Origin of the sequence: Aurantiacibacter atlanticus (assembly GCF_001077815.2) — a bacterium.
GTDB lineage: Bacteria > Pseudomonadota > Alphaproteobacteria > Sphingomonadales > Sphingomonadaceae > Alteraurantiacibacter > Alteraurantiacibacter atlanticus.
In genome coordinates, this window is sequence record NZ_CP015441.1 from 73504 (window position 1) to 85616 (window position 12113).

General features: G+C 60.2%; 14 protein-coding genes. 10 read left to right on the forward strand and 4 right to left on the reverse strand.

The features are described from left to right. Positions 1 to 245 precede the first annotated feature (245 nt). Positions 246 to 1598 carry a hypothetical protein gene (locus tag CP97_RS14970; RefSeq protein WP_063612599.1) on the reverse strand — a complete coding sequence of 451 codons (1353 nt, stop codon included), beginning with the start codon at positions 1596 to 1598 and terminating at the stop codon, positions 246 to 248. A 17-nt stretch (positions 1599 to 1615) separates the two neighbouring features. Then, positions 1616 to 2578: a hypothetical protein gene (locus CP97_RS14975; RefSeq protein ID WP_063612600.1), complete on the reverse strand. Its 963-nt coding sequence runs from the start codon at positions 2576 to 2578 to the stop codon at positions 1616 to 1618. Between the two features lie 132 nt (positions 2579 to 2710). On the opposite strand from CP97_RS14975, the gene CP97_RS14980 reads away from it, so the two are divergent. The 3 genes from CP97_RS14980 to CP97_RS14990 all read left to right on the forward strand — a co-directional run bounded on the left by CP97_RS14980 (position 2711) and on the right by CP97_RS14990 (position 5586). Continuing rightward, positions 2711 to 3577 (forward strand): restriction endonuclease, encoded by an 867-nt coding sequence (locus tag CP97_RS14980; protein ID WP_063612601.1) that lies wholly within the window; start codon positions 2711 to 2713, stop codon positions 3575 to 3577. Positions 3578 to 3662: 85 nt separating this feature from the next. Then, positions 3663 to 4328, forward strand: a complete 666-nt coding sequence (locus CP97_RS14985; RefSeq protein WP_149036570.1) for a hypothetical protein — start codon at positions 3663 to 3665, stop codon at positions 4326 to 4328. 187 nt (positions 4329 to 4515) lie between these two features. Continuing rightward, on the forward strand, positions 4516 to 5586 hold the full coding sequence (locus tag CP97_RS14990) for a hypothetical protein (RefSeq protein ID WP_063612603.1): 1071 nt from the start codon (positions 4516 to 4518) through the stop codon (positions 5584 to 5586). Between the two features lie 72 nt (positions 5587 to 5658). On the opposite strand, the gene CP97_RS14995 is transcribed toward CP97_RS14990, so the two are convergent. Beyond that, a complete protein-coding gene (locus CP97_RS14995) occupies positions 5659 to 7167 on the reverse strand; it encodes a hypothetical protein (protein ID WP_149036571.1) in 1509 nt (502 codons plus the stop codon). Between CP97_RS14995 and CP97_RS15000 the strand changes: the two genes are divergently transcribed. From CP97_RS15000 to CP97_RS15030, 7 genes are all read left to right on the forward strand, one after another. Continuing rightward, entirely contained in the window at positions 7148 to 7648 is a 501-nt protein-coding gene (locus CP97_RS15000; RefSeq protein WP_063612605.1) for a hypothetical protein, read from the forward strand. The two genes, CP97_RS14995 and CP97_RS15000, sit on opposite strands and share 20 nt — an antisense overlap. A gap of 128 nt (positions 7649 to 7776) precedes the next feature. After that, a complete protein-coding gene (locus CP97_RS16350) occupies positions 7777 to 7932 on the forward strand; it encodes a hypothetical protein (RefSeq protein WP_162493057.1) in 156 nt (51 codons plus the stop codon). A gap of 324 nt (positions 7933 to 8256) precedes the next feature. Further along, a complete protein-coding gene (locus tag CP97_RS15010; protein WP_063612607.1) occupies positions 8257 to 8655 on the forward strand; it encodes a single-stranded DNA-binding protein in 399 nt (132 codons plus the stop codon). Between the two features lie 308 nt (positions 8656 to 8963). After that, entirely contained in the window at positions 8964 to 9185 is a 222-nt protein-coding gene (locus CP97_RS15015; RefSeq protein WP_063612608.1) for a hypothetical protein, read from the forward strand. Positions 9186 to 9795: 610 nt separating this feature from the next. Next, a complete protein-coding gene (gene parS, locus CP97_RS15020; RefSeq protein ID WP_063612609.1) occupies positions 9796 to 10272 on the forward strand; it encodes a type II RES/Xre toxin-antitoxin system antitoxin in 477 nt (158 codons plus the stop codon). Beyond that, a complete protein-coding gene (locus tag CP97_RS15025) occupies positions 10269 to 10766 on the forward strand; it encodes an RES family NAD+ phosphorylase (protein ID WP_063612610.1) in 498 nt (165 codons plus the stop codon). The genes parS and CP97_RS15025 overlap by 4 nt, the downstream gene beginning before the upstream one ends. Before the next feature lie 93 nt (positions 10767 to 10859). Next, positions 10860 to 11735 carry a lytic transglycosylase domain-containing protein gene (locus CP97_RS15030; protein WP_161485479.1) on the forward strand — a complete coding sequence of 292 codons (876 nt, stop codon included), beginning with the start codon at positions 10860 to 10862 and terminating at the stop codon, positions 11733 to 11735. On the opposite strand, the gene CP97_RS15035 is transcribed toward CP97_RS15030, so the two are convergent. Continuing rightward, entirely contained in the window at positions 11715 to 11990 is a 276-nt protein-coding gene (locus CP97_RS15035; RefSeq protein WP_063612611.1) for a hypothetical protein, read from the reverse strand. The genes CP97_RS15030 and CP97_RS15035 overlap by 21 nt on opposite strands. Between the last annotated feature and the right edge of the window lie 123 nt (positions 11991 to 12113).

The window sequence follows — 12113 nt, forward strand, 5'->3', positions numbered from 1 at the left end:
CTGCTCTCAGATCCGTCCGCTTGTCGGCACCGTCAGCAGCCGTCTGGATCAGCGCAAAGTCGAAATCACCATAGCGCATCGCGTGCGGCCCGCGGGTTCGGGCACCGTCGACTTTCCGACGCCTCACGGCGTCCGAAACTCTAAACGGAAACGGACTGGCAGGTTTTAGGCGCAGAAACGAGGAAAACGGACATTCAGGAGTGCCGGACTCTGTGCAGTTCGCGCCGACAAAGAGCGATGCTCACTCATCCACGCCTTACGTGCACTTGCTGCCGCTCAGCCTCGGTGGCGGTTTGATACAAAGCAAAGCGATCTGGTGGGGGCCTCTTGCCTCCTCGTGCTACCGCAACCGTAAGCGAACGGCCCTCTTCGATTAGTTGGCGCACGATGGGTTTGAGCACCGCTGATTGTTCCGCCGTAGTTCCGATCCAGCCACCGGCGACCAGCGGAATAAAGCTCGTGTTGTCGAAATACCGTCCGACGTTCTCGAAGGAGACCAAACGCCCGCCGCGTGGCCCGACCTTTCGCGGATCCGCTTCGATTAAGTCCCAATAATCGAGCGGCAGGTACATTCCTTTCACCAATCCAGTATCGGCCGGTTCGAAGTCGATGCGGGGGCACAGCTTGAGGAAAAAGGGGTTTTCGAGCAGTCGATACCCCTCACACGCCTGATTTGGAGGGCATCGCCGCAGCGTGCCCAAGTGATCGCGCATTCGGCCGATCTCCTCTGCCAAGCGTTCGTTCGGTAGTCGGAATACCGGCGAAGAGCCGCCACCCGACTCCATCGCCTTGTATTGGATGAGAGTGAAGGCCTGATAAGTTTCGTTGAAATAGAGCAGATCGGCCCCCAGCTGCTCCTCAATCGCCAGATGGTTCGCCAAGACCAGCGTCAGGGTCACCGCGCCACTCTTGAACACTGCCGCCGAACGGGCGACCGGCCGGATATAGTCGAACCCCGGCACGGACCGCATGTCGTGCATGACCATCGCATCTTCGCGCAGACGAACCTGTTCCAGGCCATCGAGAAACGAAGCGCTGTCGTCGCTCGGCATGGTCCAACCGTGCATCTCGCGCCGATCGATCCCTGCGAAGGCAAGCGCGGTACCGACCGACTCCTTTTCGAGCGCCAGCGCCTCACGAGTGCTTCGCGGCAGTCGCGCGATCCTGACCCTCTCGATTTCAAACCGCTCAATATAGCTAGCGAGCGGCGGGTCCAGCTGCCGGACGGCCTCAAGGACCGCCTCCGCAGCCTCGCCGCGGATCAGGCAGCTTCGACACAACTGCTCGCGCACCGTACTCTTCAGACCGTCCGGTACCAGCTCCACGATGTCGCCTGTGCGAAGCGGCCCGATCAATTCGTCGACGTCGCTAATGTTGATACGCTTGGCCCCTTCAGCAGCCTTGTTGCCGACATAGAGCGTACCGGTATGAGTGATCCGACCGGACGTGAATGTCATCAGGCACGGGAGCGGCGGTCCGCCGCGCCGGTGGAGATCGTCGTCGACGGCTTCCGCGAACATGCCGTAGCGTTCCTTGGCCTCCAGCAGTTCCTCGCCACGTTCACGGATAGCGCGAAGATGATAGATTTCCGTACCCACGAATTCCCCCTGACGCGCTACTCTTCCTGCCCTGGATGGTTTAGTTTCCGAAGCGGTACGGTGGGGATCACACATTCACCATCGTCGGGCTTTCCGCTTCTGGTGATGATTGCGACGGGTTCATCCGTGATTTCCACCGGCTCGCCCATCCATTCGCACTCGGTGCAAAATGGGCGCTCCCAGATTTTCTCCGAGCCCCCGGGATCTTCCGCTCGTAGCGGCGTCAAACGATGACTTCCACATTTCGGGCATTCGTTGGGCACGTTCCGCACAAACAGCGTGGTCGCGTTGGTGCAGAGCGATATGACCGCCTCCGATGCAGCTACGGCGGCCTCGGCGTCGTGCCAATTGGACGTTGTGCTGTGCGTAAGCCAATTTACGAACGTCCATGCGGCGTCGGCCTGAGCCTTGAACAACTGGCGCCTGGCCTTGTTGCTTTCACCGGCGAGCGCAACTCCGCACACATGCTGAATCCATCCCTTGAAGTCGCTCTTTTTCGGCGGATCCTCTTCGGCCGACACCGGTAGGACGAGCTGCGCGATCGCCGTAAACGAGAGGAGTGCTTCGCGGCAACGGACACCAACGGTCTGATAATCGGAAACACGATGCGCTTGTCCTAGCGCATCCTGTGCGGCCGCAACCGCCTCGAACGCTTTCGCAAAGGGCTCGATCTGACCCGAACTGATTGGCGCCCGCTCTGAACGCGGCATCCGCAACATCAAGCCCATGTGGAAGGTCACCGCTAGGTCCATGTTGGGAAACATGTCCTGCGAATAGAGGTTGGTCGGGTTAGTGATCACCCACCAACGGTCCTTCGTCGTATGGACATCCCACACATCGTGGCGATGGCTCAGGATGCTCTCGCTGTAGATCTTCTGGCAAAACGTGACCTTGAGGTCGGGCGCCTGCCACTCGACATAGGAGGTGATCTCGGCGATCTCTTCGTCGGTCGCGGGCAGCACGGGCATCACCTCGATCAATCTTACAAGCCGTACATCAGAGCCAAGATACGGCGCATCGACACGTTGTTCAGGAACGCAGCAGCATAAAGGGTCGCGCTCCCACACCAGCCTTATTAACAAGGCTTCCTCATCGATGGGAATATTTGATGCATGAGTAGCCTGCGTTCAGTTGACTTAAGCCTTATCGACGAAATCCTGCGCGGCGGTGAGAAAGGCTATGTGCTCGATTTCTCCAATCGCACGTTCAGTGACTTTTTCGTCCGCGAGTTGGATATCGACATCGACGCGCCCGTATACGCGACCGACGGGGGCTCTAAAGCAAAGCGGTTGGGCTGTTTTCTTCGCAAGGTCGACAATGGCACCGCAGCGCGGGCCCTTCGGGTCCTGTGGGAGCACCGCGAGGCACTACGCGGGACCGAAGAATCAGACTCCTTCCCTCGCGCCGCCGGCCAATTCGCCGCGATGATCGCACGATTGGAAGGCGACGGTCCGATGGCTCCCGTCAACGTCGTCGCGGCCCCTGCGATCGAGACGATCGAATACGATCGCCTTCGCACCCGTCTCCTGGGCATCCGGGACTTACCGCCGCAGCAGCGCGGCTATGATTTCGAACGGTTTCTCAAAGACCTGTTCGACGCCTTTCGCATGAGCGCGCGCGACCCGTTCCGGCTTGTCGGCGAGCAGATCGACGGCAGCTTCGAACTGGCCGGCGAGACCTATCTTATCGAAGCAAAGTGGCTGAACCGAAAAGTCGGCGTTGCCGAATTGGGAGCCTTTCATGCGAAGCTTGAACAAAAGGCGTCGTGGACGCGCGGCCTCTTCATCAGCTTCGGCGGCTTTACCAACGAGGGGCTGCAGGCGTTCGGCAAAGGTCGCCGTCTTGTCGCGATGGACGGCCGCGACCTCTACGAGAGCCTGACGCGCGGAATTGCAATCGATCGGCTGATTGCACTGAAGGTCCGCCACGCTGCGGAGACCGGCGAGATATTCGCTCCCGTCGACCGTTTGGTCGCTTGAGATGGCAAGGGTCTGTCGCGCGCCGGGATGCGAGGAGGCGAAACTGTGCCGTGCCCATATCGTGCCGGCGGGATTCGCCCGCACATTGAGCAAGCCCGGCGGGCACAATCGCGCCATCCGGTCGACGGGATCGAAGCCGGCAAAGCAGCCGCACGGCGCGTTCGACGACGGAATACTATGCCGGCGCTGCGATGGGCTCCTCGGCCGCTACGACGAGTACGCCGTTCGATTTTGCAAGTCGCTGCCAATGACGCGCGACGCGGCAACGGGCGAGATATATCGGCGTGCGCCGTTCGATGGCAGCCTGTTTGCACGCGCCATGCTCGCGATCTTGTGGCGTGCCTCCCTCAGCGATCGCGAACCGTTCGAGGAAATTGCTCTTGGACCGTATCAAGACCGGGCCGGCGCAATCCTGTTCGGCGGCGCACCGCTCGCTTCGTGCCCTGAGCTCGAACTGGTCTTGTATCGCTACGCTTCGGACAAACACGACGCGCGTAAGTTCGTCTTCATGCCGCTTCGCATTCGGTCCGGCGCACTGAACGCCTTCACTTTAGGGCTCGGCGGATTTCTCGTCTGGATCAAGGTCGACCAACGACCCATCGATCCAATGCTGGCGCCGTTCGTCGTCAACGCCGCCTCCGAGCTTCGCGCGCCGATAATCCGCTTCGAAGAGACCGCCGAATACGCCTATTTCCAGCAGGCTGCCCATCAGGATCGGCGGCGCGGCCGGCGCCCGCCGACCCAAGCATGACGATCGGACCGTCATCCCGCAAGCTGCGTTCCCTGCCCAACTCGAAACTGCACACCGTTCCTCGATCGGCTGCACCGACCTGCACCGGTGCGGATTTGCTGTCGCCGCAGTACAGAGCGTCCCTATACCGGGCGCCGTGACCGACCGATCCCCGCCTCTCGTCGTCCCGCCGCGTCCCGGCAGCAAGATGTTCGTCTTCAAGGAGACCGAACATCCGGACGGCGGAGCACCCCGCACATTTGCCTTCACCGATGTCGATATCCTCCCGCGAGGCTATGACGAGCTCGCGAAGGCAAAGCTGCATGCTGCCGTCACGATCCCTCTGGAAATGTTCAACGGCCGCATCGTCGACACCGACGTCGAAGGCGTCGACCTGAGCAAATACGCCCATATTACCGCGACGCTCGAGAGTCCGTTCACGGCCAAGGCGATCGGTCTGGTGCGCGGCGGTTGGCTGCCGTCGGCCCTCGCCGCGACTCGAGAGCATGCGGTCGTGCTGCCCGATCGCAATATCGTCTCGGAGATTGCCGGCAGGTTCGAAAACGGCAGGAAGACCGGCCGCGAGCCCGATTTCCTTGACCTGTTCGCGAGCGAGCCGGTTCGTATCAATCCGCTCCTGTTTGCGATGGAGGGCAATAGCCGGACGCTTCCTGATCCGGCCTCGGCTCAGGCGCAGCTCGAAGAAGCCGTCGCCAAGATCGGCAGCGCGCTTCCCAAGGCCGAGCTCATGATCGGCCCGATGTCGCTTACCGGCCTCCTCGGCCTAATCGAGGACACAGGACCTGGCCTCGCCCGCAAGCAAGTGTTTCTGCGCGGTATGGCCCCCACACTCGCGGCCCCGGTCGCGCGCGCCCAGATCGATCGCCGTTGGAGCGAGGTACTCGCCGCCGCCGATGCAAACGCCGTTCCGCGCTCGTCGCTCGTCGTGCTGGCGGTGCTCAGCACGCTGGTAAATCCGGGCAAATGCGCGGCCAAGAAGCTGCTCAAATTCCACGCGGGCTACGGCGATACCGACGCCTACAACGCCCTGTGCGATCTGCGTTCGCTAGACATTCTGCTGCACTGTCTCGCTTTCTATCCCGACCACGATACGCAGCTGTGCACCGCCGACCGCAACCTTGCGCTGTTCTGGACCGGCCTCCAGGCAACGAACATCGCCCGCGACGGGCAAGGCATCCGCTATACGATGACGCCCCACGAGGCGCTGTTGCCCGGCGCCTACGGGGAACGCTGGGCCGAGGCTGTCAATCGCAGCTGAAGCCGCAGCAACGGAGCCGAGCCCATTCGGCCACGACAAAGAGTGCAACCCTGTGCGGCGAAATCGAACGGATCAGACGTTGAAGAACCTGCAGGGCATGTCCGGCGCCAGAAAGGTCAAGGCGTCCTTCGGCCCCAGCACATATTCGGGCCATTCCGCGGCGGTCCACTCTGCATTGGAAGCGACCGGATTGCGCGAGCGGCCGACATTGGAGCGCGCGCGCTCAAGCAACTCGTCCATAAGCGCAATCACTTCCGCCGACCCCAGAACCGCGGGGATCGTCACTCGCAGAGCGTTCTCGAAGCTGTCGAGGCAGATATGAACGACGTTGGGATGGAGCCGGCGCGTGGCTTCGAGCAGCCTGCCGTAGTCGAACTTGCGATCGTCATGCACTATCAGCGCAAAATCGTAGAGGTGGCCGACCGTTCCGTCGACCCGATTGGTCTGTGCCGCCCAGGGGCGCGTCAGCACTTGTACAGTCATACCGACCACGGCCGATCTGTCGACATGACCGATACGCGCCCATTTGCGAGGTTCGATTTCGCTCCAGGGCAAAGGGTCGAGTGGGAGGAAATGCAGCGTCACCGGATCGTCCGATTGCGGAAGGATCGGATCGGCATCGTTGTAGCTCGTGCAAAATGTCCAGAAACCCTTGTCGATGTCGCGCAGGAATTGGAGAAGCCGCGGGTGATCGTCGGCATGCCCGACCCGGAAATGGGCGATCCGGTGCCGGATCTGGGCAATCTCCGCCAGCTTGGCGTCCCACAACGGCTGGGGCGGCAGATAGGGCTCGAAACACTGCCAATTCTCGCCGACCAGCTTGGTAAGCTGTGAGAGCGGCGCATAGCTTAGCGCATTCATCTCGGGCGTCGGCATGTGCTTGAGATATTTGTCGTTCTCAAAAGCCTTGGCGTTGGGTTGGATCGACTTGCTCCAATTGTTGCCGAGCAGCGCGCGCAGTTCGACATAGACCATGCGCCGGAGCCAGGTCTCGAATTGCCAGAGACGTGCGTAAATGCGCAGCGCCCGCTCGGGCACTTCGCCGGTTTCGTCGCATGGGGTCGATTCGGGCGTTTCCGGGCTCTCGTTCATGCGTAACGAATAGCATTGGCTGCTCGGTAGACCGAGAGGTAGGGGCTGCATGCGCAGGTGCGGACCCGACGCCGGACAGCGCTCAATCCTTCCACTCGCTGCGCCGCGCAGGCAGCCGGTTGTTCGCGGTGCTCCAGGCTTGGATCCGCGGTCGCCGCGGACAACCTCCTCGCCGTTCGCCTTCAAGGCGACAACGCTTGATGCGTCGACGTTGCGGTAGCGTTTTCCCTCGTCCCAATCCCAGTCGAAGCTGACCGTCTCGCCCTTGTATACAACTTGCCGGACCAGGCAGGGAGAAACGATTAGCGCTCCCCATCTATCGTCAGAACGTGCTGGTGCCAGGCGCGACTGTTGCCGCCGCGACTGGGCGGCCGCGGCTTGTCCTTCAGATGGACGCCGTAATGCTCGACTTCGGCTTGTTCGACTCGCAAGCTCTTCCCCTTTCTTATATCCAACGCGACGATCCACAATGGCCGAGATGATCGACAATCCTCAAGAAGTGCTCGCAATTTTTGCGGAGGCCGTTCGCGCGCTCCTGGCCGACAAAGAGTTGGCCTACGCCGATCCCGCCGAGCGCGCGATCGTCCATCGGCTGGCGGTGCTGCTGGAAGGCAAGTTTTCCGGCTGGTCGGTCGGCGTTGAATGGAACCGGCGTGAGGATGTCGTCAAACGGCTGGCGCATGGCGCCACCAAAGACGAGCTGATACGCGAGGGAGCGATCGTCCCCGACCTAATCGTCCATCGGGTGGGCAAGCGGGAAAACCTGCTGATTGTCGAAGTCAAAAAGTCGAGCAACAAGGATTATGAAGGCGACATCTGGAAGCTAGAAGGCATGACTGATCAGACAGGCGACTACGGCTATGTCTCCGGGATTGATGTTCGTGCAGGCACCGTTCCAAAATGCGACGTCTATGTGGACTCGACGTTGGATTGTGAGTTGACCGCCTGGATGCAGGATCAACTATCCTAGTTTGAGAGCCTCATACACGACCCTTGACGCTCGTCTCCCAACTGACAGAACTTCCGCTTACCAATTTATCTGAAGATCCCCTGAGGGGCCGGAATGAGGGCGCAAAGTCGACGCTAGCCGAGCCAGAATTGGACCGGGGCAAGCGCTTTGCACTGTGGTCGTTCCTGCACATGTTCGGGTCCGCCCCCGATCTCGATGTGGCGTTCGAGAACGAGGAAGATCGGGAAGCAGCGCGCAACTTCATGGATCTCCTGGCGGCATCGGAGGGCGAAAGGGCAGGCTGATTGCAGCGCACGGTCACGTCACCTTCAGACCCACATCCGATACCCATCCGGTTTTTGTCGCGAACAGTCCTGAACCAGGTCAGCTGAGGACGGCAACCCGTTCCTTTCCGGCCGTGTTGGCACGCCCTTTGGCGCGATTGCGGACGCAAAAGCGGTTCTCACTTTTGCTGCAATCGCTGGGGCGCGCCTGCCCGCACCACCCGTCATGAACAGGTTCCCCTTGGAGCTTCGCTCCTGCGGTGCAGTCCTCCCATGCCCTGCTTCTTAGGCAAGTTCGCAAGCCGGAGATGGTCTCCGGTTTGAGGAACTGAAGGAACTTTCGTCATGACCAACATTGCAATCCTCACCGGCCGCATCGCCCGCGAACCGGACACCCGCGAGACCAAAGGCGGCACCAATGTCACCGGGATCACAGTCGTCACCGATCGTCCCGCACGCGACAAGGACGGCAAGACCTACAAGGACGAGAACGGCTACACCGCCAAGGAAAGCGAGTTCCACCGGGTGACCTGCTTCAACGGCCTCGCCAAGACCGTCGGCCAGTACTGCTCCAAGGGCCAGCTGGTCAGCGTGCAGGGCCGCATCCACTACACCCAGTGGGAGGACAAGGACGGGGTCACCCGCTACGGCACCGAGATCCTCGCCGACAAGGTCGATTTTCTCTCCCGCGGCAACGGCTCGAGCGACGATAACGACAACACCGACGCTCCCGAGATCGACTGACCTCTTCCGTCAGTGTCTCTTCCGAAGGGGTCCTGTCCGAGCCGGACAGGGCCCCTTCTTGCGTTGTTCAACCACTCTGGCGGAGGAGGGGCCTGGCTCACGGTTGTCTTATTCTGATGGGCGTCCAACCGGCGCGTCAAGGACGGCAGGGTCCCACCATTTTGCCTCCCCTTCGCTGCGCTACGGTCCGACAAAATCGTTACCCCTACCGCCGCTTCGCGGTCGCCCTTCGGAGCGATCCCTGACCCGCCGGCCGCACGCCCATCCGTCCTGCTCCTGCCGTCAACGGCAGACATCAGGAGGAAATTATGGCTACGCAATTTCAACGCACTTCGACTTCGGATCGCTACTTTGCCGCACTGGCTATAGCAGAACGTCGGGCGCTGCACAGCTTCTTCGATCAGCACATTATCGAGGACAAGCGCCTTGGATATTTTGCCCTGGATGAGGGTGATTACAATGTACTTCCGGCGCACCTTGCAGCGCGCGTGGTGCATACCGTCCACGGGGCGATGTCAGACGAGTTCTGACCGCATGAGCAGGGCAGGGACCAGCAACGGTTCCTGTCCTATTCTCATGTTCACAGGGGTGACGGATGGCGATGGCGCAGTGCGAAAGTTGGACGCATAATCGGTCGCCCCCGGATTCGATAAACAATCATTCTGGCATGTCGGTCCATTGCGCCGGACAATACATCTTGCTCCTTTGCCGTCATATCCAAGCAGGCCAGAACATTGGCTGCTGATGTTGGCTATTTGGTCCCCATTTCGGAACATTCGAGGAAAATTCTCGTCCGAATATCTCGGTTCTAAACAAAAAGTTCCGCCGCTAAAGGCGACGCTGCGCTGCGCTTCCGTTTTGAAACGAAAGCATTTTCTCCAATAATCTGGCCGGGGAAGCAACTGGTCACTGATCCACAATTCAGAATGGGCTTGACCCAGCACACCGTACGCAGCGGTGGAAGTCAGCTTTATGAAACGAAAAGCCTGACGCCAGCTATTCTGCACCCGGCCGTGTGAGGCACTGATCGAGACTGAAACCCCGCCAAATCGCCTGCACGCATCAGTCTCTTGGGGCTCACAGTGAATTGACAAGATCGCTCTCGATGCCATATGTCGCTCTACAAACGACAGGTGACATATGGCGACAGTGATTGAACGAGAGGATGATGCGATCGTTACCCGAGCGGGCCGCCGGCTTGGGGGCAAATCAACCTTCAAGCGGCCGCTCCGCAATCGTCTCGACGCGCACGAGGTGATCGAAAAGGGTTTCCCCGGCGGAGCACTGATCTTTTTGTCCGAGAACGTTGCCTTGTTGCAGCAGCCCGGCGCTTTCGAGAAGGCGATGGGTATCAGTCTTCGTACCCTGCAGCGCCGAAAAAGGGAGGATTCGCCAAAGCGATTGAGCCTTGAACAAAGCGGACGGGCGTGGAAATTCGCTGAGCTGCTCGAGGAAGCAATCGAGGTGTTCGGAAATCAAGAGGACGCGGAGGCATTCTTCAACCGCCCAGCCTTGGGGCTGAATCAGCGTCTGCCGATCGATCTTCTCAGCACGCCGGCAGGCACGGAGCTAGTCGAAACCCACCTTGAACGACTGAAATATGGCGTATACGCGTGACGCCGCTGCCGGGAGGGCTGGGGTCTGAGGACATCCACGCTTGGCGTCTCGACCACGACGATTTCAGAGCGACATGGATTAGTGGCGAAGGCGCTTATCGCGTCGGAGGCCGGTGGAATGCTCCAGGCAAGAGAGTGGTTTACTGCGCGATAGATCCGTCTACCGCTATTCTTGAGGTTGCGGTCCATAAGACCTTCCGCGTGCTTGATACCGTTCCACACGTATTGACTGCGTTGCGCGTTAAGGATCCCTCGACGGTAAAGATCGTGCAACCGGGCGACGTACCCAATCCCAACTGGCTGTCACCTGGGATACCGAGTGCAGGACAGCAGACGTTCGGCAACGCACTACTCGAGAACCATGCATTCTTGCTGATACCGAGCGCCGTGTCGTCAAAAAGCTGGAACTTGATGTTCGATCCCGTGAAAGCAGCCGGTGCCTATGAACTGGTCGAGCAGGAACGCTTCGCGCTCGATACGCGGCTTCACCCGTGATATGAGAGCGGATCGATTGCGGAGCATTGCCTATCAGTCTGGGCGCATCTAGAAGAGCGAAGCGATAGAAAAACCATGCCGAAAGGTATGGTTATGAAAAATCTACTGGTTGCAATCCTCTTCCTGTCTGTCCCGGCATCCGCGCAGCAAGCGCAATTGCAAACATTCTCGCCAGAACGCTCGTCCGCGTTTGTAATGCTCATACCGGGTGTTCCATCGGCGGCTTCGCCTTTCAACGATTCCCAGGCTCTGCCATCACGAGCTTCGGCACTCGAGGCCGACTTCGCGAACCTCAACGCGACTATGGAGCCCGGGGCCGAGCCGTCACTCGACCTTGTTCCGGCAGCGACCTTCGTGCCGGATTGGATGAGGGGAGGGCGCCCGAAATTCGACTATAGCGTCTATCGCCGCAGAGCATACTTTCCTGATCCGGATTGCCTCACGACAGGGTACTTTCCTCGTCAGGGCATCAGCGCGGATGCCCAAACGCGCCGGCGCCTCTACTTCCATAATATTCTTACAGCAGCCTGCGAAGCCGGAGTTCCCGTAACGCTTTTCGACGCATTGGTTGCGCAAGAGAGCCGCTATCGTCCCCACGCGCGAAGTCATGCAGGCGCGATGGGACTCACGCAACTCATGCCGGGGACCGCGCGCTATCTGAATGTCCGCAACCCGTGGGACGTGCGCGAGAATCTAACTGGCGGCGCGCGCTATCTGCGCGAGCAGCTCGATCGGTTTGGTTCGTGGGAACTTGCGCTGGCGGCTTATAACGCCGGTCCGGGCCGCATTGAGCAGTACGACGGGATCCCGCCTTTCCGGGAGACCCGCAATTATGTGCGAACGATCATGTCGACGCTCGATGGCGGCGCGGCTCCCGAAGTGCGGTCTCCGCCGTTACTCGCTGCCAACCCGTTCAGGAGGACAAAGCTGGTTTCCTTCGCTCGGCCGTCAAAGATCCCAGAAAACTGAGAACCCCACGCTCCAGGCGTAATACAAAGCTACCGCGACGATGACCGGTGCGCCTTTGAGATAGTTGATCTGCCAGCGAAGCCAGATCTTTGGCAGAAGCAGCGTCTTGTCGAGACGGGTGGCGAGGGCGGGACGCCACCTTCCGGCGCGCCAATCGTGTGCGGTTACCAGAACAGCGAGGACAGCGCACATCAGCGCCATGATACCGACGGCAATGTAGAGCGACGTCCAGGCGATGAGAGCTTCTTGCTTCATGATTCCTGGCTACCAGCGTGCCTCTTGCATATGGTGACCGAGCCCGAAGCTGTCCGATCCAGCTCACCGAACATCGCCTCGTTCCGTCCGAACCGCGTATGCTTGAAATTGACATCGCCGCTT

Excerpts from the sequence above, each read along its gene's own strand:
- CP97_RS14980 (WP_063612601.1), top strand. The coding sequence starts at position 2,711 with ATGAGTAGCCTGCGTTCAGTTGACTTAAGCCTTATCGACGAAATCCTG.
- CP97_RS14990 (WP_063612603.1), top strand. The coding sequence starts at position 4,516 with ATGTTCGTCTTCAAGGAGACCGAACATCCGGACGGCGGAGCACCCCGC.
- CP97_RS15000 (WP_063612605.1), top strand. The coding sequence starts at position 7,148 with ATGGCCGAGATGATCGACAATCCTCAAGAAGTGCTCGCAATTTTTGCG.
- CP97_RS15010 (WP_063612607.1), top strand. The coding sequence starts at position 8,257 with ATGACCAACATTGCAATCCTCACCGGCCGCATCGCCCGCGAACCGGAC.
- CP97_RS15015 (WP_063612608.1), top strand. The coding sequence starts at position 8,964 with ATGGCTACGCAATTTCAACGCACTTCGACTTCGGATCGCTACTTTGCC.
- parS (WP_063612609.1), top strand. The coding sequence starts at position 9,796 with ATGGCGACAGTGATTGAACGAGAGGATGATGCGATCGTTACCCGAGCG.
- CP97_RS15030 (WP_161485479.1), top strand. The coding sequence starts at position 10,860 with ATGAAAAATCTACTGGTTGCAATCCTCTTCCTGTCTGTCCCGGCATCC.
- CP97_RS15035 (WP_063612611.1), bottom strand. The coding sequence starts at position 11,990 with ATGAAGCAAGAAGCTCTCATCGCCTGGACGTCGCTCTACATTGCCGTC.